Annotated in this window: 18 protein-coding genes; 12 read left to right on the top strand and 6 right to left on the bottom strand. The window is 41.6% G+C overall.

Annotated features, from left to right (window positions below):
• Positions 1–30: 30 nt before the first annotated feature.
• On the top strand, positions 31–969 hold the full coding sequence (locus NLP_RS09815; protein ID WP_104906242.1) for a response regulator transcription factor: 939 nt from the start codon (positions 31–33) through the stop codon (positions 967–969).
• Between the two features lie 69 nt (positions 970–1,038).
• On the opposite strand, the gene NLP_RS09810 is transcribed toward NLP_RS09815, so the two are convergent.
• Entirely contained in the window at positions 1,039–2,241 is a 1,203-nt protein-coding gene (locus NLP_RS09810; protein ID WP_104906241.1) for an AAA family ATPase, read from the bottom strand.
• 649 nt (positions 2,242–2,890) lie between these two features.
• Between NLP_RS09810 and NLP_RS09800 the strand changes: the two genes are divergently transcribed.
• From NLP_RS09800 to NLP_RS09775, 6 genes are all read left to right on the top strand, one after another.
• Positions 2,891–3,637, top strand: a complete 747-nt coding sequence (locus NLP_RS09800) for a GDSL-type esterase/lipase family protein (RefSeq protein ID WP_199784791.1) — start codon at positions 2,891–2,893, stop codon at positions 3,635–3,637.
• Positions 3,638–3,847: 210 nt separating this feature from the next.
• Positions 3,848–4,282, top strand: coding sequence for a hypothetical protein (locus tag NLP_RS09795; RefSeq protein ID WP_104906238.1), 435 nt, complete (start codon positions 3,848–3,850; stop codon positions 4,280–4,282).
• A gap of 404 nt (positions 4,283–4,686) precedes the next feature.
• Positions 4,687–5,976 carry a cation:proton antiporter gene (locus NLP_RS09790; protein ID WP_104906237.1) on the top strand — a complete coding sequence of 430 codons (1,290 nt, stop codon included), beginning with the start codon at positions 4,687–4,689 and terminating at the stop codon, positions 5,974–5,976.
• A 439-nt stretch (positions 5,977–6,415) separates the two neighbouring features.
• Positions 6,416–8,605: a cation:proton antiporter gene (locus NLP_RS09785; RefSeq protein ID WP_104906236.1), complete on the top strand. Its 2,190-nt coding sequence runs from the start codon at positions 6,416–6,418 to the stop codon at positions 8,603–8,605.
• A gap of 4 nt (positions 8,606–8,609) precedes the next feature.
• Positions 8,610–9,092 carry a hypothetical protein gene (locus tag NLP_RS09780; RefSeq protein WP_104906235.1) on the top strand — a complete coding sequence of 161 codons (483 nt, stop codon included), beginning with the start codon at positions 8,610–8,612 and terminating at the stop codon, positions 9,090–9,092.
• A gap of 151 nt (positions 9,093–9,243) precedes the next feature.
• Positions 9,244–10,089: an AMIN domain-containing protein gene (locus NLP_RS09775; RefSeq protein WP_104906234.1), complete on the top strand. Its 846-nt coding sequence runs from the start codon at positions 9,244–9,246 to the stop codon at positions 10,087–10,089.
• A 78-nt stretch (positions 10,090–10,167) separates the two neighbouring features.
• On the opposite strand, the gene NLP_RS09770 is transcribed toward NLP_RS09775, so the two are convergent.
• Positions 10,168–12,087 carry a transketolase C-terminal domain-containing protein gene (locus NLP_RS09770; RefSeq protein ID WP_104906233.1) on the bottom strand — a complete coding sequence of 640 codons (1,920 nt, stop codon included), beginning with the start codon at positions 12,085–12,087 and terminating at the stop codon, positions 10,168–10,170.
• A 10-nt stretch (positions 12,088–12,097) separates the two neighbouring features.
• Here NLP_RS09770 and NLP_RS32970 point away from each other — a divergent pair, with 10 nt between their 5' ends.
• Together NLP_RS32970 and NLP_RS09765 are read left to right on the top strand one after the other, a co-directional pair.
• Positions 12,098–12,265 (top strand): hypothetical protein, encoded by a 168-nt coding sequence (locus tag NLP_RS32970; protein WP_158680326.1) that lies wholly within the window; start codon positions 12,098–12,100, stop codon positions 12,263–12,265.
• Between the two features lie 117 nt (positions 12,266–12,382).
• A complete protein-coding gene (locus NLP_RS09765; RefSeq protein ID WP_104906232.1) occupies positions 12,383–13,147 on the top strand; it encodes a DeoR/GlpR family DNA-binding transcription regulator in 765 nt (254 codons plus the stop codon).
• Between the two features lie 123 nt (positions 13,148–13,270).
• On the opposite strand, the gene NLP_RS09760 is transcribed toward NLP_RS09765, so the two are convergent.
• Entirely contained in the window at positions 13,271–13,810 is a 540-nt protein-coding gene (locus tag NLP_RS09760; protein ID WP_104906231.1) for a DUF3172 domain-containing protein, read from the bottom strand.
• Between the two features lie 822 nt (positions 13,811–14,632).
• On the opposite strand from NLP_RS09760, the gene NLP_RS09755 reads away from it, so the two are divergent.
• Entirely contained in the window at positions 14,633–15,460 is an 828-nt protein-coding gene (locus NLP_RS09755) for an ABC transporter permease (RefSeq protein WP_104906230.1), read from the top strand.
• Between the two features lie 8 nt (positions 15,461–15,468).
• On the opposite strand, the gene NLP_RS09750 is transcribed toward NLP_RS09755, so the two are convergent.
• Positions 15,469–16,065 (bottom strand): hypothetical protein, encoded by a 597-nt coding sequence (locus NLP_RS09750; RefSeq protein ID WP_104906229.1) that lies wholly within the window; start codon positions 16,063–16,065, stop codon positions 15,469–15,471.
• Positions 16,066–16,450: 385 nt separating this feature from the next.
• Between NLP_RS09750 and NLP_RS09745 the strand changes: the two genes are divergently transcribed.
• Positions 16,451–17,107 (top strand): hypothetical protein, encoded by a 657-nt coding sequence (locus NLP_RS09745; RefSeq protein WP_104906228.1) that lies wholly within the window; start codon positions 16,451–16,453, stop codon positions 17,105–17,107.
• A gap of 157 nt (positions 17,108–17,264) precedes the next feature.
• Here the strand turns inward: NLP_RS09745 and NLP_RS09740 are convergent, their stop codons facing one another.
• On the bottom strand, positions 17,265–18,323 hold the full coding sequence (locus NLP_RS09740) for a glycosyltransferase family 4 protein (protein WP_104906227.1): 1,059 nt from the start codon (positions 18,321–18,323) through the stop codon (positions 17,265–17,267).
• Between the two features lie 365 nt (positions 18,324–18,688).
• On the opposite strand from NLP_RS09740, the gene NLP_RS09735 reads away from it, so the two are divergent.
• Positions 18,689–19,372: an ATP-dependent Zn protease gene (locus NLP_RS09735; protein WP_104906226.1), complete on the top strand. Its 684-nt coding sequence runs from the start codon at positions 18,689–18,691 to the stop codon at positions 19,370–19,372.
• A gap of 111 nt (positions 19,373–19,483) precedes the next feature.
• Here NLP_RS09735 and NLP_RS09730 read toward each other — a convergent pair whose 3' ends face one another.
• Positions 19,484–20,707, bottom strand: coding sequence for a glycoside hydrolase family 10 protein (locus tag NLP_RS09730; RefSeq protein WP_104906225.1), 1,224 nt, complete (start codon positions 20,705–20,707; stop codon positions 19,484–19,486).
• Positions 20,708–21,096: the final 389 nt, after the last annotated feature.

Below are 21,096 nucleotides of genomic sequence, written 5' to 3'. Positions count from 1 at the left end.
TTCTGCAAAAACTTATGCTAATAGAAAATTATGTCTGAATCGTCAAAGAAAATTCTCGTCATTGAAGATGATAACGTTACCCGCAATCTTTATTTAAAGGGTCTTGAGGCTAAAGGTTTTGATACGATAGGTGCAGCCAACGGTCTTGCTGGTATCCAACAAGCACAAGAGCATATACCCGACTTAGTGATTTGCGATATCACAATGCCTGATATGGATGGTTATAGCGTTTTAGCTACGCTACGCCAAGCTCCTGTTACAGCAATTATTCCTTTCATTTTTCTGACTGGCAGTAGTACCAGAGCAGATGTTCGCAAAGCTATGGAATTGGGAGCAGACGACCATCTTAGCAAACCCTCTACAATAGACGAATTGCTCAGAGCGATCGCTATTCGCTTGCAAAAGCAAGCTACTCTCCAATACTGGTGCACTATTCAATTCCAGAAAGCTGCAAAATCACTATTTGCAGATAATACTACAGCGATCGCTGGACGTGTTGCCGTTGGTGTTGGCGTTGGCGTTGGTGATAGGGAAGGGGTAGCGACGTTAGGAGCGTCAGCCTCTGGTAGAGAAGCCTCTGGTAGAGAAGCGATGATCCCTCATTTGTCAATCTTTCCCTGCATTCCTCAATTAAAAGAAGTTTTCGACTTTATCGAAGCTCATTACGATCAAGGAATTACTTTGTGTGATGTGGCTGTTGCTGTTGGTTACTCACCTGCTTATTTAACTAACCGAGTAGCAAAGCAGACGGGAGAGACTGTAAACTGCTGGATTGTCAAACGCCGGATGGCGGGAGCTCGTTTTTTACTCCAAAATAACGATCAGACAGTCGAGAAGATAGCAAAAGCATTGGGCTATCAGGATGTGTCTCATTTCTCGCGCCAGTTTCGCCAACATCACGGTTTACCTCCCCAAGCTTGGCGCAAAGAGCATCAGCTTGTATCGCAAAAACAGGCCACACTCTGGTAAAAGTGCTGAAGCAGAAATACAGCATTGCCCATTCTCCCTTATCCTCAAAAGACTACCGAGTTACCCAATTCAAATAAATAGTTGCGTAAACTCATATATTAAATCCACCCTGCCCTTACGTAACATGGCTGGATCTAATCTTTCGGTAGTGTTGCAAGTCATCAAGACAACTAACCGTTGCTGCATCTGAATACCAGAGTCATCAATTACACTCTGATACAAAGTGCCATCTAGCAAACTCAGAATGTGTTCGGTTTTGTTATTGTATTGCGCTACCTCAGAAGCACGATTTTGCGCTAGATTATCAGCTTCGTTAATAACGATACAAATACGCTCTATGTAAGTCGGTGGGACAAAATTAGCGATCGCATCATGATCTAAAATAAAAATTACATACCCTAAAGGTACAAGAATTTCTTTTGCTACTGCCTGTGTCCAGACTGTTTTACCAGTACCCGGTTCCCCATGTACAACAACCGCTAACTGGTTTTGATTCAGAATTGCTTGCTGTACAGAATCAGTAAAGTTTTGGATATCTGCGGGAAATGTCCGAATGTTAAATTGACTATGAACTTTGCCTACACGACTTTGATATCCACTCAGCATCACTGCTAAGTCGTAAGTTGCTTTGTTAATTAGTGGCGCGAGATTTTTCGCCATTAAACTATATTGTCGTCGCCCGCGATCATAGGGATCAATTTGCAACCAAATGTCATACTGAGACCAGTAAGCGTAAACAGTATTAATAACGTCTAAGCGTTCCCAGCTAACAAATCTATCTATGGGAAAATAAAAATCTCTTTCTGAGTAATACTGGGTAATAATATCGGGATTACCCAACACACCTAAAACTCGCAGTACAGTAATTTCTTGTAGTCGATTCAGAACATAATCAATAGGAATACTACTACGACTGACAAATTGAACGATGGGCGTTTCCGTACTCAAAACATCTTTGTAGCGATGATCTGGTGATTGAGGATCTGGTGTAATGTAATTCCAAAATTTTTCAACTTCGTAGCGGGTATTATCAGATACAACACTTAATAAATTCGCCCACCAAGCATAATTATTCCGTCCTAAAACATCAGCAACATTACTCGCTAAATTAAAACTTTTTTGAGTTAATTCGCGGGAGTCACTATACAACAGTTGCCACAAAAACCCCCAGTCTAATTCCCGGTTAAAGGGTCGCCAGCCACAAGCAAGTAAACTTTGCCGAGTATTATTTGTAGGAGTGCCTTCATTGCTTCTAAAATAGTCAAAATCCATATTTATAAGTTATGCAGCGTTAGTTAAGTTATTTTGTATTAAGTAGGAAGTTTTGAAAATTTTTCTCGTAATATCAACTAATTGCGTGCAAATGGTAATTTTATTTCCACTGTACTAGCAAGGAAGTCTTTTTAATTTAACTCGTTATTCTTGTAATATATCATATTACAGTATAACTACTTGTGTCAACTTTTTTGATAAACTAATTGGTAAGTGAGTGTTTACTTTTAGCGATTGATTTATCTACACTACTTATGCGTCTGTAGATGAGGACTTACAGCAGATTTCAAGTTGATGAAGTACACAAGCTAGTCTGAACGTACAAAGCTTGTTTTACTTCTGTTAGTGCAGGGGGCATAGCCCATTCTGACCCTTGAATTCTGCTGTATATCATGTCCGTGGAATTGCCCAGCAGAATTCTTGACATCCCAAAAATAAAATTTTCGCCCATTGCCTCTGCGATTCGATTTTCATGCTGATTGTTAAAGTGCATAGGCATAGCCCATCATACAAAGGCTCAACTGCGGCAATATTAACCTTACAACTGATATCAACAAGTAAAACTCTATAGATGCTTGAACACTAAAGATAGCCATCTATGGTATAGAAATGTATAGAATCTTGTAAAGATATAAAATATAGTCGTTAAATGCACACATTTCTCGCTTCTTCCTCAATGCAGCGGTCTTTACCACCAAATTACTTTCAGCCTATGAAGATTGTCGCACTGGGGGACAGCTTAATTTATGGATTCGGCGACCCGGAAAAAGGAGGCTGGATTGAGCAACTACGGCGATGGTGGATGTTGCCGGATAGTGCCGGTCATATTCTTTATAATTTAGGGGTAAGAGGCGATCGCACGCAACAAGTAGCCCAAAGACTGGAAGTTGAATTTCGCCACCGGGGTGAACTGCGAAATCGTGTTCCCGATTTGATTATTTTATCAGTAGGGGTGAATGACTCAGCACGGTTAGCGCGTCCCGATGGTCGAAGTTACACAGATTTTACCTTATTTGAAAAGGAAATTGCCTCTCTGCTAGATTTAGCACAGCAACTCTGTCCTGTGTTATTTGTGGGCATGGTGCCAGTAGATGAAACCAAAATGCCATTTTTAGATTGTTTTTACTATAATCATGCCGACCAGTACCGCTACAAAGAAGCAACTCGAATTGCTTGCACCAAACGGCAGATTCCCTATTTGGATATTTTTGAGCAATGGATGAAACGCGGTGAAAGTTGGCGGCTAAAACGCTTGAGTGAAGATGGACTTCATCCCAATACACTAGGTTATCAAGCTTTGTTAGAAGATGTAATTAATTGGGATGCCATACCTTCAATGGACTTTGCCAATGCAGCTTACCATTCTAAATTTGATTATCACCTTAAACCATCCTAATAATATAGATGTGTTGGTGCTTTGAGGCTAGCTAATATCATCGTATTTGCAACCCTCGGAAAAAGCACCACAATCTTCCTAAATTTTTAATTAAGCGAGTCAAAATCTATCTATAAAAACTCTAATTTCTCTATATTATTCATTACTCCTAACTCCTGTACAGACGCGATTAATCGCGTCTCTACTCCTAACTCTTAACTCAGCACTCCTATGACACCAACTTTATTTGGTCGCTGGCAAACTCGATTATTATTACTGGCAACTGTCGGCGTACTCGTATCTTTGCCTTTTGCGATAGGTTGGATTGGCCCTGGTGCTAACTCAGTTTATTTTTGGATACTTGCTTATGTCGCCATCTTTGGCATAGGCTGGGATGTACTTTATGACTATTTGCAAAAATCCCGTTGGGATAGGGATTGGCCCGCAGTTTATCAACTCTTGGCTGGTATATGGGAATTGGTGTTTGTTTTCTGTGGAGTCAAACTGTTTGGCTTTTTACCAATACCTTTAGCGAAGGAAGAACTTTCGCCAGGAGCTTTTTTATTGCACTATAGCATCGTTTGGCTAGCAGTTTTTATTAGTTCCCAAAGCCTGATGCGAATTATCTTCCTTCGTTGGCGTTTTCGGGGTGGGGAGTGGTTGTAAAATATCAAATTATCGACACTAATTTAATTAAAAACTACAGTAATTTTCAGATAATTAAACCGTAGGAATGCACAGATATAAGTCCCTACAGTCGATTGTGGTTTAAATAGATAAAAAAGGTTATAAATCGCAAATTAACAAATCATAAAAAATCATGTATGGCGGTTTTAGTTTGGATGCAATATGTTGGATTGACGTACAGTTATGTACGTTCCTAAGAACAAGATGACTTTGGAAACCAAAGCAACGCATTGCCTGTTATATCTCATCAAATTAAGAAAAACTATCTTATGTTTACAAAATTGGCATTTGTGCTGATGTAGTAGTCATATATGAGTAAAACAGGACAAACTTTAGAGTCTAGGGAGATTCTTCAATGCAGAGACGCAAATTAAGGAAGTGCAATGTCAAATTTTGATCTGGTTATTCAGCTATTTCTGCAACTTACAGTTATTTTAACCACTTGTCGCATTGTCACGATTTTAGGACGCCGTTATCTTGGTCAAACCGATGTTGTTTGCGAAATGATTGCAGGTGTATTGTTAGGGCCATCTCTTTTAGGATTGATTGCACCAGATTTTCAGCAATGGCTATTTCCTAAGCTTCCTATTATTACTGCTGTAGGACTGAAGATACCCAACCCATCGATGTCGATTTTATATGCTATCAGCCAGATTGGGTTAGTAATTTATATGTTTTTGATTGGTTTAGAGTTCAATACCAAACTCTTAAAACATCATATCAAAAGTGCAAGTTTGCTATCTGCGGCTGGGATTATCACTCCCTTTATTTTAGGAGCGATCGCGTCTTTTTGGTTTTATCACAATGGCGATTTCTTTCAACCAAAGGTCATGCCTTGGTCAGCCGCTTTGTATCTAGGTGCGTCAATGACAATTACGGCTTTTCCGATGTTAGCTCGTATTCTTTACGAACGCGGTCTTGCACAAACTCGCTTCGGTACTTTGGCTTTAGGTGCAGCATCGGTAGATGATGGAGTTGCTTGGTGTTTGCTGGCGATTGTACTTGCTAGCGTGAAAAATTCTTTGAGTATTGCCATATTAGCAATTGGTGGTGGCATTTGCTATGTGCTATTTGCAATTTTTCTCGGACAACCTCTACTCAAACTATTCACACGCATGACAAAACGCGATGCAGGTGTGAACAGACAAACCCTAACTTTAATGTTGATAATTTTGATGTTTTGTGCATGGTTTACCGATGTTACAGGCATCTATGCAATATTCGGTGCTTTTGTGTTGGGAGCAGTAACACCACGCGGAGAATTCACCCAACAAATTCGCCAATATACGGAGTTTTTAACTACTTCTTTTTTGTTACCAATATTTTTTGTCTTCTCTGGACTAAACACTCAAATTGGCTTGGTAAACACACCTACTTTATGGGGAGTGACGCTGTTAATTATTGCGATCGCAATTCTCGGTAAAGGTGTTGCTTGTATGTTAGCTGCAAAATTAGCTGGGGAAAATTGGCGCGAATCTGCAACTATCGGCGCTTTGATGAATGCTCGTGGTTTGATGGAGTTAATCATCCTCAACATTGGTCTAGAACAAGGTATAATTACCCCAACTTTATTCACTATCATGGTTATTATGGCTGTCATTACTACCCTGATGGCATCACCACTGATTGCCTTTTTCTTGCACGGTACAAGCTATGAAAAATCTCCTAATTAAGTAAATTTAAATATAAAATTAATTACTTAGTAATTGGTTAAAAATCTCTGCTTTAACTCCGGTTATAGCAATTCCAAATAATTTATGAATAAAAATATCCCTGACTTCTTAAAAAAATCGGGGATCTAAGCCACTTAGTGGAAAGCAAATTAAATAGGATTGCCATATAACCGCTAATTTGTTTGTAGTGGTGTTTAAGCACTACTACAAACTGACTACCGATTAACTAGTTTTCTTGCTATTGTTAATTCGGAAGTCATTCGAGATGTAGATCCTAAAATCATCAGAATTGATGTTTCACGGTTGCAGCTGCATCTTAACAATAATTCATATAACAACGAAGCACAAATTACTCTTGGTTATATTTAACAAGCTTGACATTTCCCACTCTTTTAAAGAATTATCTTAGGAAAACCAGATAGTTAATTTTGAGGAAACCATGCACATAGTTATTCTCGTTCTGGTTGAGGTGCTGATTGTTATTGGGCTTTCACGGCTAGTAGGGCTAGCATTCCGTTCCATTAAGCAACCTCTGGTAATTGGTGAGATTGTCGCCGGGATTATGCTCGGCCCATCTTTATTTGGTTTAGTTGCTCCCCATATAGCAGTTACCTTGTTTCCACCAGAAACTTTTCCTTTTCTGAATGTTTTGTCTCAGGTGGGACTAATATTTTTCATGTTTCTGATTGGGCTAGAACTAAATCCCAAATACCTCGGCGGCCAATTAGAAGTAGCAGTTTTAACTTCTCATGTCAGCATTTTGGTGCCGTTTTCTCTAGGAACATTGCTAGCGGTGCTACTTTATCCCCTAGTTTCCAATGCAAGTGTATCATTCACCGCCTTTGCTTTATTTTTAGGGGCGGCGATGTCGATTACTGCCTTTCCAGTGTTGGCGCGAATCATTACTGAAAACAATTTACAAGGAACGCGTTTAGGAACTTTGGCGTTAACTTGTGCAGCAGTGGATGATGTTACAGCTTGGTGTCTCTTGGCTGTAGCGATCGCAGTTGCTCGGACTGGCGACTTTGCTGGTGCTATACCCACAATTATCGCCAGTATCGTCTACATCGGCTTGATATTGACAGCAGGTCGTTGGTTCCTGCAACGCCTTGCCAAACATTACCTGCGGGCGGGACGACTCAGCCAATTACTGCTAGCTGGGATTTATATGGGTGTGGTTGCGTCGGCACTAATCACCGAACTAATTGGGATTCACTTAATTTTTGGAGCATTTTTGCTGGGAGCAGCCATGCCCAAAAATGAAGATTTAGTGCGGGAATTGGCAGTAAAAACGGAAGATTTTGTCCTAATTTTCTTGCTACCCATATTTTTTGCCTACAGTGGCTTAAAAACGCAGATAGGCTTGCTCAACCGTCCAGAATTGTGGCTTTTGTGTGCATTGGTTTTAGGAGTAGCGATCGCAGGTAAATATGTTGGTACTTATGTAGCGGCCCGTGTGAGTGGCATTAGTAAACGGGAAGCCTCGGCACTCGGTTGGTTAATGAATACTCGCGGTTTAACCGAACTGATAGTCCTAAATATTGGTCTAGAGTTAGGGGTAATTTCCCCCTTAATATTTACCATGTTGGTAATTATGGCATTGGTAACTACCTTCATGACCTCGCCACTACTGGAATGGACATATCCGAAAAAGCTGATCAGGTTAGATGTGGTGGAACCTGAGTTAGAAGCACAAACAGCTACAAACGCTACTGATGCCGAAACTTACATTCGTCCCTACCGAATTTTGGTGCCAGTGGCGAATCCGAGTACCCAAAAAGGCTTGTTACAGTTGGCAGCAAGCATCGCTCTCAACTCCCGACATCCCGCCGTTGTTAACCCTCTGAGCTTGATTGAATTTGAAGAAGATTATGCCTTTGAAAGTACGCCAGTTGAAGCAGACCGATTAATTGCCCAGCGTCGGCAGCAGCTAGAAGAATTGATTAATACTCTCGAGCCAGTAGAAATACGCACTCACGTGCGTCCGATCGTTCGCATATCTAGTAATGTGGCACGGGAAACCGCACAGATTGCCGCACTCAAACAAGTTGATTTAATTCTTGTAGGATGGCATCGCCCAGCTTTTAGTAGCAACCGCTTAGGTGGAAGAGTTGGTCAAATGCTCACTACTGCGCCAGTTGATGTTGCAGTGTTTGTGGACAAGGGAAGCGAGCAATTAGAAAGCTTGTTAGTGCCTTATTCGGCAAATATTCATGATGATTTAGCGCTAATAATAGCTCTGAGACTGCTAATTAACCGTGAGACTTGTCTATTACAGGTTTTGCAGGTTGTACCCGAAAATCAGCTCAAGGATGAATTGAGTTACGAATTAAATACGATGATGGAGCAATTACCGAGTAGTGTACGCGATCGCATCGAAATCAAAATGGTCCAAACTCCAGAGGCAATCCAAACTGTAGTCGAAGCCTCAAAAAATGTAGACTTGACAATTGCTGGCACTAGCCGCACTTGGGGTATCGAGCGTCAAACCTTGGGAAGATATACAGATCAACTAGCCATTCAATGTTCTTCCTCCTTGCTGATTACCCGTCGCTACAGCCAAGTCAGCGCTCATCTGGCTTCCGTACTTACTGAGGTTAGTAGTCAAGAGCCAACATTGAGGAGTTAAGAACATGAATCATTTCAACTTCAAATCTTTAGCTTTTTACGGAGTAGCAATAATTTCAGTACTACTGTTGTTTAAAACTGTCAGTGCTTACGGAGAAAACAATCTCAAAGCTCCTCCTCCGATTAGCGGTCGCTATCGTCTAACCCTAGCGGAGAATTTGCCTAATTGTGAAAAATCAGATACTCTGACGTTAAACATTGAGCAGTCAGGTATTTACTTAAATGCCTCTGTATTACCGGCAAACGCTAAAGCCGACACTGATGAAAAGCACTCTCTGGCAGGCATTTTCAGAAATCAACAATTAAATTTATCTGGGAAAGTAGGCAGATCAATCCTTTGTAATATTCCTCGCCCCCAAAACGATCCTCTGAACTCAGTCACAATTCAAATGCAACTTGTGGATAAAGCTAATATGACAGGTCAATTAACCGTAAATGGTATTCCACAAACTCTGAAATTTACGGCTGTGCCCCAAAAAGCTAATTGAATGGGGAGTGGGTAGAGACGCGACGCCAGTCGCTACAACGGGGGAAACCCCCGCAACGCGCTGGCTCATTAATCGCGTCTACGGGATTGTCAGCGCGAAGTAAACAGCAATGTCAGCGCATTGTATGAGTTTTATGGAGCAAATAAACAGAATGGATCGGGGACTAAAGACTAAGCAATTTTATCAATGGGGCAAGCAGTTATTTAGCATCAGTATATTAGGCTTTTATGCAGCGATCGCCCTCGAAAGCACTACTGCTGCTACACCAGGGGCAAAGCTAAATAATTGGCGTTTTTCTCCCAAGACACAGCAACTCGAAATCACTCTCTCAGCAGGCACAACCCCTCATTATTTCTACTTGGCACAACCCTCTCGTCTAGTTGTAGATTTACCGAATACTAAGTTGGGCAAAATTACCACGCAACAAAATTATTCTGGAGCAATCAAAAGCATTCGCATTTCTCAACTGAACGCAAAGGATACACGCATTGTCCTAGATTTAGCAGCAGGGACTGTTTTTAATCCTAAACAGGTACAACTGCAACCCGTTTCCCGAAAAAACTCCACTCGCTGGGTGTTACGTCCGGTTATTTCTGGTAAAACTACTGCCGTTAAAACTACTGCCGTAAAACCAGCAAAGTCCGCACCTTCAGCCAAGAAACAACCTCAAACACTCCAAAAGCCGCCTAGTAACCTACCCGTAACTACTAATCCACAATCGCCCTTACTCACAGCTCCGCCTCCATCCAATGAACTGCCTTCAACTACTACTAACTCAGGGCAGCCTTTTGTCACCGTACCTCCTTTAAATCCAAATACATCCTCTCCCTCTCAACAACCTGCTTCGATTCTTCCCCCTCCTTCTTTCCCAAATCAACTTGATAATTTAAATAACATTCCTCCTTTGGGAATATCGGAATTTCCAGTTCCAACAATCCCCAATGCTCCCGAACCCCAAATCATTGAGTTTGGTCAACCTTTACCCAAAACTAAATAAAAATAGGAAATGGGGCATGGGGCATGGGAAATCGAACCAATGCCCCATTCGCTATGCGCTATGCCCTAATACAATGAATTATTTTTTTCCAACTAACTCCTTTACCTTGTTGATGATGCCGACTGGATCGATACCTTGATATGGGTACTGTTCCCACAAACCGCCGCAACCTTCTTTATAAGTTCCAAGATGGGCATATTTGGGAGTCAACCCCCGCTCTAGCAGCCAAGAGCCGAAACGACTACCTAAGCCAGTGCGACGGTTGAAAGGTTCTACTACAAGCACAAAAGGAGCGTTACCAACTTTGGTCATCATTTCTTCATCAATGGTGTTTAAAGTTGTTTTGTTAATCAAACCAACGTCTAACCCTTCTTGCTTCAGACGCTCTACAGCATCAACGGCACGATAGAGAGCATCGCCAAAACTGATAATGTAGCCTTGCGTCCCTTCTCGTATAACCTCATCTTTACCAGGAACAAATTTGTAGCCACTTCCAAAGAAGTCATTGCCGTTACTGTCCTGAATATTGGGCACTTTGGAACGGGTGGAGAAAATAAACCGCAGTCCCGGCTCAAAGAACACAGCTTCTACACAAGCTGTCATTTGATTAGTATCTGCCGGAAAGTACAACTGTGTTGGGTAGCCATCATCCAAGCCATTGTCGGCAAACATATTGTTCAAACCAAAGTGGCAGCTGTTATCTGCCATGTCATCTATACCCGCATGGGAAAAATGACACAGAACATTGGAATAGTTCAGCCGTGCCATCGTGATTTCTGAGATACACATTTCTAAGAAGGCGCTGAAGGTCGCAAAAATACCTTGCTTGCCCTTGTCCATCCCGAATCCGGCCATAGCAGAGAAGTTGCTCCGTTCCATAATGCCGGAGGAAATAAATATTTCTGGGTATGTTTCATGAATTATCTTCAAACCGCAGGAGCCTTCTAGGTCGCTATCAATGACCTTGACTTTTTCTTTACGCTCCGCTTCACTCATGCGACTGAGGACACCCACCACGGCTTCACCAAACACACTACGGTTAGCGCCCCATTTGTCACTGGAACCCAGAAACGTATATGTTTGTTTGGGTTTCTCAATACTTTTAAGGTATTCGACAGCCGCAGTTTGTCCGCGAGATTCTAGATACTTAACTGCTAAATCTAGAGGAATTACATCATGGCCATGAATGGAACCTTCTAAACCTTCAATACCAGGACACATCGGGCGTTTATTGATCAGAGCGATCGCTCCGGGAGTATTCACAGCTTCGCAAATACGACGGTATAAATCGTCTAAGTCTTCCCCGTCTCCCTGAAGTACTTTCAACCCATGCCCTTCTAAGGTTTTGGCGACACTAAAACCAGGTAAATATTTAGAAGGATGTCCAGCGATCGTTACATCATTGTCATCAATAAGCAGCTTGACGTTGAGATGTTGAGCAACGGCCAAGCGAGCAGCTTCAGCATCATTGCCTTCTTGCTGCGATCCATCAGAACCGAGACAGAAAACAGCCTTGCCTGGATTCGCCATTGCCACACCATTGATGTAAGGCCAAATATGTCCCAAGCGTCCAGAACTAAATTTTACACCAGGAGTTAGTTTTAGTTCGGGGTGTCCCGGTAAATTGGAATGTGCCTGCCGATAACGTAAAAGTTGCTCGGCAGGTAAATCACCATGCAATGTTGCCATCAGATATTGGGTGGCGACTCGATGTCCTGCTTCATCAAAGAAAATCGGCACAAATTGCTCCGATGCTCCCCGGAAAAAGGCATCGAGGATCATTACCTCTGGGACTGTATCGTATGGGCCGCCAGTATGACCGCCGACTCCGCTAGCAGCGCCAGTCGCTGTAAAAAAGACGATCGCATCTCGGCAAAGTTGAATATTCGCTTTGAGAGTATCTCGTTGTTCAGCAGTAAGGCTGGAATTTGCGGGATTGAGCGCTAAAGGTTTGTAAGCACCGAGATCAATTGGAAATTGGGAATTCATAATAGTCATGGTTTCTTGATTGAATAAAAAGCAATTTGAACAGACGGAACGCGCGATCGCACTACAAAAAAAATTGTTAAAACCCCGATGGGCAACAATTATCCAAGCTCAAGTTAACCACTCAGAACCATTGTGGAACCGTGTGATTTCATCAAATGCCAAAATCAATACATTCAATTGTGCATGAATGTGCTTGAATTTAATTGAAGTTACGGATTACCGTACAAAAACTTGCTTATAAATAAGTATAAACTCACAAACGTGCAATTTCAAGCTCAAAAACGCAATTTCAGGAAAATTAATTATGCTAACTGCTGAACGACGACAATTCATCTTAGAAATTCTGCGTCGTGATAAAAAGGTACTTTCAACAGAACTTAGTGCTGTTCTCAAGGTTTCTGAGGATACGATTCGGCGGGACTTGCGAGAACTGGCAGAAACTGGACTATTGCAACGCGTTCATGGGGGAGCGCTCCTTAAATCTCCAGCCACCGCTAGTTATGCCGATCGCCAAAAGCAAGCGCCAAAAGAAAAGGAAGCGATCGCTCGGACAGCAGCAAAATTAGTTTGTACAGGACAGGTGGTGATTTTAGATGGAGGTACAACAACTCTCCAAGTAACCCGTCATTTACCTCTAGATTTGCACGCAACAGTGATCACAAATAGTCCGCCAATCGCTGTTGCCTTAGCAGAACATCCGCATATAGAGGTTGTGATGTTAGGTGGACAACTCTACAAAAAAGCCTTGGTGAACGTCGGTACTGTTACAATTGAGACATTACGGATGATTCGTGCAGATTTGTGCATGTTGGGGGTTTGCAGTTTGCATCCAGAAGTTGGGATTAGTGTACCTAACCTAGACGAAGCGCACGTCAAACGAGCGATGATTGCTGGATCGGCTGAGGTAGTTGGATTAGTGACAGCAGAAAAATTAGATACAGCTGCTCCTTATTTAGTGGAGTCTATTCATGCCCTGACTTATCTAGTAACCGCACCGACAGTATCTAATAATATGCTGAGTGCCTACAAAGCTTTAGGTTTGACCATTATCCGTGATGAGTACGAATGAGCTGATAAAGGCAGATGCGATCGTGGGGGACTGTGGACTGGAGACTGGGATTGGGTATTGGGGATTAAGTAGACAAGGAAAGAATTTCTCCAATGCCCCATGCCCAAATCTAAAATCTAAAATCTAAAATCTATCCGTTTCCTGAGGTGTTCCAACTGCTCCCGGTTGAGCGGTGAAGAAGTTTTGAGCAGCTTCATTCTGATATATACACCTAATATCAGGTTTATCACTGTCCAAATTACCTGTAAAGCCAAAGGTGTTCAGGCGATTTTTGCACTCATTTACCTGCTCAGATGTCACCAGCTTACGTTGCTCTAAAAGCGCCCAGTTATTTTGTCGAATCACACATCCAGGACGCATACTTGGCTGGGCAACATAGACATTAAAGGGGTTGAGAGTGACAAACAGCCTAGCGTCCATCACCATCGCGCTGGCTCCGTACTGCACACAAATTTCAGGGTTTGGTGCTTTGGTGTCAATGAATTCACGAGAAGCCACATTTGATGGGGCTAACGTGGTTGTAGAACTAAAAGCAATGCCAATCCCAATTCCCAAAATCAACACCCCTCCCATAATTGCGATGGTGGTGAAGTTAAATAGAGGGGATTGGAAAATAGAGGGTTTAGAAGTAGTAGCCGATCTACCAGTAGATTTACGTTTCATTGTTGCTTAATCACCTTCACGCCGATTTGGGAGGGAGTGGTCTAAAGTTTTCTCCCTCTTTCAGTATGCCTATTCTTGACTGTAATTGCCTGTGATTTTCTCTGGGATATTCTTGTTAAATGAGAAAAATACTAGTTTATCTAGATATCGGGACAAAAATTTAATATTATATACTGTGGCGAAAGTTTGCCTACATTAGACAAGTTGTCCCAGAACTTGTGCGGCTAATTAAAATAATAGCTGAATTTATGTCAAGCCATACTAATCGCTTATTTTTTCCATTTTGAATAATTAGTGAGTATATTGATTTGAAGATTAATTAATTGTTATTAGTTATAACCTTGGGGTTTTTCTGTGTTGCTTGATTTTATCAATCAATTTAAGTAGGTAGGCACAATTAAACCAAACCACGTAAACTTATGTAAAGTACCATAAACGCTTTGAATATAAGCTTTTAAGGAATTTACATTTCTTAATCTATTTGTATTTTTTAACGCCCACCTAATTATGAATTCAGTTTAATAATTATACCATATTTTTAATTGTTATCATATATAAATTCTTTTTTTTCTCCTTAATCTCCTTCTTCGCGTCCTTTGCGCCTTTGCGGTTCGTTAAAAAAAGTATTTTTCACAACTTAGATAGGATTGCTATAACTAATTTATCTTTCACAATTAATCTAGTTCAGAATGCTTAAACTATCTAACTTTTGTTGTTAATTTTAAATTTTTAGCATGAGATATTTTTGTTACCCCTAGCAATTGATCTGTAAAACAATGTAAATTAACACTTAATGAAATTTTAACAAGTATTTGAAAGCACGTGACATCTCAAAGAGCGCTACTTTCGGGCAAGAGGTTCAAAACTTCGCAACTTCAAATCTTCCTAGCTGATAGTCTGACTATTTTTTGGGGAGATTGGTTAGATTTACGCGTGAGAATCCTACCAGTTGCTGCATCAGGCTTAATATCGCCACTGATATATATTTTAGCTTTTGGCTTGGGTTTGGGTAGTTCCATCAAACCCGGTTCAGGAATTAGTGGTAACTATGACAACTATTTGGAATTTATATTACCGGGAATGGTGGCGCTATCGTCGATGACGGTTAGCTTTGCTGGAACGACATTTTCAATTTGTGGAGACAGACTATTTACCAAAACCTTTGAGGAACTATTGTTAACTCCTATACATCCCTTAGCGTTGTACATCGGTAAAATGCTGGCGGGAGTCGTGCGGGGTTTGATGACTTCTGGTTCTGTAATTTTGGTAGCGCTGCTGTTGACTGGAAACTGGAATTTTCTCAACCCACTGTTTTTACTGTTAGTGGCGCTGAATTGTGCGGTATTTGCTGGATTAGGGGTGATTGTAGGGTTGAGTGTGCGATCGCTCGAATCAGTCGGACTCTACAATAATTTTATCATTATCCCCATGTCGTTCTTAGGAGCGACTTTCTTTGACCCTGCTACATTACCAGCGGCTCTCAAAGTTCTAGTTTACCTGTTGCCACTAACCTACGCCAGCATTGGATTGCGTGCAGTTGCCCATCTACCCTTGTCTCAGTTTCCTTGGTACAGCATACCGATTTTGCTGGTAGTTGCGATCGCTCTTTCTTTATGGGGTGGTTATAAATTTGCTCATCAACAAGATTAAAGCGTTGATTATAATCTGTGCTTTAACTGTTGAATTTTCTGTAAAACTTTTTCCCGATGCTGCGTCAGCTTGATCCATCGCGGTAGGCGAGTGGCAAGGCTGCCATTGTGCCAGCCTAATGATTCGTCTGGCAAGCGTTCTCGCAACCTTGATTGAACATAGCTTTCCAGGAAGTTCAAATGAGCTTCATTATATGCCCATAGCACCTGACCGCAACAAGAGATTTGTAGCCACAGGGGCAAGCCAAAAAAATGGTCTAATATTCCATAGCGAGAATTTCTTTTATTTCTGTAATTGTTCTGCCACAATAACAATGCGGCTTTTCGATTGCCATCCTTTGACTGTTGTTTTGTATAGCTACAGTGCTGACAGGTAATTCTTTTGATGGAATTGAGACTTGATTCCTCAGAGTTTACAGTCAATACCTTGGCAATGCGTAGGCGCAGCCCGCCGTAGGCATCGCATTGGGGACAACGTACTAAAATTTCTTGCTCAAAATCAGCAAGCCGTTTGCCATATAGCGGTTCCCATTCAGATGCGGTACAAGAATTATATCGTGGGGTGTAGGGGCACGGCAGTGCCGTGCCCCTACGGGTGTACCTCACGCAAACAAGAAGCGCTATAGTCTCTAAATCTTATAACCATTTCATTTCAAGCCTGCTATGTAGCGTCCCGTTAAGACAGAAATAAACCACAGTTCTTTAGGAGTCAGGATAATTACTTATGATTCATATATTGTCTAATCTGTCAATGTAGAAGTTCTAATTTGGATTTTTGATAAAGATTGCGTGAAATTACTATTTATTGTGATAAAGCATTACAAGAATTGCTTTATAAATCAACCTATGAGTAAATATCAACTCAGTGAGCAAGCACACATTAACCACTATTTATCTAGCAGGTAGATAGCAGTTGAAAAGCGAGTTTTTGCTGTTTGATTTAAATCATCTGGTATAGCATTCTGTTAATCAATATCCAAAGGACACAAATATGACTAGAATTGCCACAAAAATAGCCTTGTCTGTTCTCGGAGCAGCAGGAATTAGTTTTTTGTCTTGGACACCAGCAAAAGCCGTCATTTTTGTAGAACCCATTGTGACGACTAAAAACCAAGATATACTCGATGCAAAAAAACCAAGAACCCTTACAGATTACCTACCAGGGCAAGTAATAGAATATGGTGTTCCAGATGTAGCTAATAACTTTTTAAATGCCACTGGTCACGATATAAACAGCTTGGTCTTTGATTTAAAAACGCTGTCTTATAGTAATCCGAATTCTACTCCACCATTTGATAATGAACCAGTGCAATGGGGAGATGTTAATGGAGATGGGAAAATTGGTAACTCTACTAACTCCGATTTAAAGGATATTTTTACAGACATTAACATTGCTGGTAGTACTATCACTTTTAGTGGCGGCGTCATCCCAAATGGAACCCTGTTTTACAATCCATTCGCTAGCCTGCCTAATCTAGCGCCAGGTGCTGGAATCATTCCACCAATTCCAGCAGAGCAAACAGATAAAGATGGGCCGATCAGGGTGGCTGCTTATTATACTGCCGTTCCTGAATCAACTAACATTTTGGGTGTACTAGTCTTTGGCGCTTTAGGCGTAGCTTTCAAAGTAAAGCGATCGCTCTGTTAAGGGGACTGGGGACTAGTAAAACATAACTGACAATCACCAATGCCCAATGCCTTTCAGGATTGCTGTTAGCGGTAGCAGGACATTGAGCCTGTGCTGAGTTGCGAATCTCACTTATTGACTCAGCACTCGGAACTCGGAACTGTTTTGCCCCATCCCCTCATTCTGTAATTAACTCCCGATACACTGTCATTGTTTCCTGATGAACGCGGGCAACACTTAGCCTCTGTAGGTTTTTCTTTGCCCGCTGTTTCCACTCGTCCAGCATCTCGGCATTACTCAGTAATTGCACTAAAACCCCAGCTAAAGCATGACTATCTTTTGCTGGCACCAAAAGACCTGCTCGCCCGTTGTCTAAAGCTTCAGGAATCCCGTCTACTTGAGTACCGACGATCGCAGTTCCAGTTTCTCTAGCTTCCGAAAGTACCAAAGGGCAAGGATCGCGGTGGGAAGCTAGTACAAAGATGTCACAAGATATCAGATAGCGTTGAGGTTCCGGTTGGAAGCCTTCAAAATGAATGCGTTCTTTTACAGAAGTTGCTTGTGCCTGTGCCTCAAATAGCTGTTTATCAGGGCCATTTCCTACCAAATAAAGATGGGCTTGAGGAAAATCTGAGGCGATTTGTTCAAAGGCAGCAATTAACTCAGCAATTCCCTTGCGTTGATACATCCCGGCTACAGTAGCGATCGCTGGATGCTGTAATGCTAAAGGTTGATAATCTTGTATCTGTCGGGTGCGGGGACTGCCTAAAGTTCCGTTACACACCACCCGCAACTTGTTTTCTGGAATACCACGCCTAATCATAGAATCACATACAGCCTGACTGACAGCAATTACCCTGTCAGCTAAACCCATCAGCAGGCTGGCACGCTGAAATTCGTTGTGGACTGTAGAAACTAAAGCATATTTGTTTCCTTTAAAAATACGTGCTAGTATTACTCCCGTCATCATGTGGGCATGAACAATATCCGGTTGAAATTCAGCTGCGATCGTTCGATAACGCATAGCCGCTTTGATCGTATTTATCGGTTTTCTGCTTTGGTCTAATTGGTAATGTTTGACACCACAAATATCTAGTAAAGCCTCGTATTCCCCACCAGCAGAAATAACCGCGACTTCATAACCAGATTTTGCCTGTAGACAAGCCAGATCCACAGCCACATTCACAATACCGTTACCTATTTCTTGAACGTCGTTCAAAATATGTATGATTCGCATAAGCTTTAAGATGTGTATAAAAAATAAAGATAAGTAACTGAATAGAAATCAACATAATTATTGGGGTCTTCAGCGACAAATAAAAAGTAGTCAGTAGTGGGTAAAATTTACCACTTTCTACTGATTAATAGCACTTATAACCAGTTACTTAGCTTAAAGACTTATTCAGTAACGGCTCGATAAATCGGGGTAAAACTTCAAAATTCTGAAGACTGATGTTAAGCCAGTAATTTAATTAGGTGTGAGATGAAAAAATTAGGCGATCGCTACAACTAGCTTGATACAAAAGCTGTGCTGCATCTACGCCCGTTGTAAACATTGCCTCATAATAAATAAAGATTAAGCAGATACTCAGAAAACTCTCAATGAGCCAAACTAGCCTCAATTTAGTTGCAATATCTATCTTTCTGATGACCCTATCGGTACTGGTGGGGCCATTCTTAAACTTATCACCGGCAGTCCCAGCAGTTGCTACCTTCACCATATTAGGCATAGCGACATTAGATAGCTTCAGCCTGCAAGGCAAGGGTGGTACTATCTTTTTAGATTGGATTGCTGGTTTTTCAAAAGAACACCGCGATCGCATCGTCCACCACGAAGCAGGGCATTTCTTGGTTGCTTACCTGTTGGGTATTCCCGTTACCGGCTACACACTCAGCGCTTGGGAAGCCTGGAAACAGGGGCAATCAGGGCAAGGCGGCGTTAGCTTTGATGATAACGAATTAGCATCTCAACTAGAAGTAGGTAAAATCAGCGCCCAAATGCTAGACCGCTACTGCACTGTTTGGATGGCGGGTATTGCTGCTGAAACCCTGGTTTTTAATAATGCTGAGGGTGGAACTGATGATAAAAGCAAGCTGATAGGAGTCTTGACAATTTTAGGCTTTTCTGAATCAGTTTATCAGCAAAAACTGCGTTTTCATATCCTCCAGGCAAAAACTCTACTAGAAGAAAATTGGTCTAGCTACGAGGCTTTAGTTAATGCCATGCGACAACGCACTTCGGTAGAAGATTGCCATGCTGAGTTAGGAGTAGGAAGTGGGAAATAGGAAATTATATCAAGCTAGTAATGAAGAGTTTTTAGTAAGCATTTTAGTACTTAGAAAATAATGACTAAAATGCTTACTACGAACTCATTAACATCATCTTAAACAAAAAGCTCATTCAACTCTGGCGCGGAGTGCAGGAGATGGAAAAAGATTTTCAAATCCAGCTTGTCGCTCATTTAAAGATTCTAGAGCATCGTTCCAAAGACTTTCATAATAAAAGAAGGTTACGCCTAGACCTCGTTCTTGGGCGGCCCGCACCTGAGACTTGATTTGCTGCATAGGAACTGGGTTATTTCGTAACCCTGTCATAATGCCAACTCCAGTTGGAATTTTTTGTTGTGCTTCTTGAATTTCTGCGCGGGAAATATTTGCCACAAAACTTTTTAGATCGGGACGATAAATTTGCACAATTAATTCGTCCACAATATTTTGTCGCATCCAACCTAGCCAATCTTGCAAGTGAAACTTGTAAGCCAAATCATAGTAATTAGGAGAAACAGAGAAAATCGCCTGGGGTTTTCTCTGTTTCACAGCTTGATTAAGTTCTATCATGAACGCGGTAATTTTATCTGCCCGCCACTTTACCCATACCGCATCTTGGGGATTTTTTGGGGGAGGATTATTTGTTTCTTTGGTGTACAAAGCAACTGTATATTGGTCGTAGCCAAACTCGTGAGGCAAACTCATGTGATCGTCAAACTGAATACCATCGGCATCATATTGAGTAACAGTTTCCAGCACTAGATTGGTGATAAACTCTTGCACTTGTGGAAGGAACGGATTGAGCCACATCACCTCACCAGCCGCACTGTTTGAAGTTTGGCTACCATCCCGCTTTTGTGTAAACCAATTCGGGTAATTTAGTGCTAATTCTGAGGTTGGGGGAGCCATAAAACCAAACTCAAACCAGGGAATCACTAGCAATCCTTGATGATGGGCTTGGTTAATCAGGTCTGCAAGAATATCATGTCCATCTGAACCTTTGTAGACAAAAGGTTGAATACCTGCACTTTGTGCTAGGGCACTGGGATACATCACATAGCCAGAATTCCACACCACAGGATAGATTGTATTGAAGTTCATCCGCCGCAGTTGACTCACTGCATCCTGTACTTTGTCTCGATTCTTGAGGGTGTCAAAATCATTAGTGGTCATCCAAACCCCGCGAATTTCCTGACGGGGTATCTGTGCGATGGCAGGGGTGAAACTGTCTACCAGTAATACTGTAATAAAGGATATTAAAATGAGAATCGGAAAAAGATACTTGAGCGATGTCTGACGACAAGCTGCTGTGCATCTACGCCGCCAACTTTGAACAATAAAAAGTGATTTCATGGATTTGAATGATGCATTAGCTACCCACACACGCCATTGCTAGTTTTTAAAATTGAATCTACTAACCATATAGTTTACAAGTATTTATGCTTACTACAGGATTGATTAGTTGGTAGTTGTTTGTTCCTTACTTATGGAACTTTTGCACCAAGAAACTAAAACAGACAAATTAAGATAGTTATAGTTGACGCAGCTAGTAGGCATTTGTGCCCAATAGGTATTTGGTATGGGAAATGGGGCATTGGACACAAGAGGCAGAGGTGCAAAGGTGCGCAGGGGTAAAACTTACTGCAACTCCTCCCCTGCTTCCCTGCTCCCCTGCCCCCCGATCTTCACATTCCCCCACACCCCACCTGTGTCACAATAAAGAACTGTAATAAGAAAAATAT

Source organism: Nostoc sp. 'Lobaria pulmonaria (5183) cyanobiont', assembly GCF_002949795.1.
Taxonomy (GTDB): domain Bacteria; phylum Cyanobacteriota; class Cyanobacteriia; order Cyanobacteriales; family Nostocaceae; genus Nostoc.
Note: the sequence above shows the minus strand (reverse complement) of the source record. Positions and strands in the feature narration are given on the sequence as shown.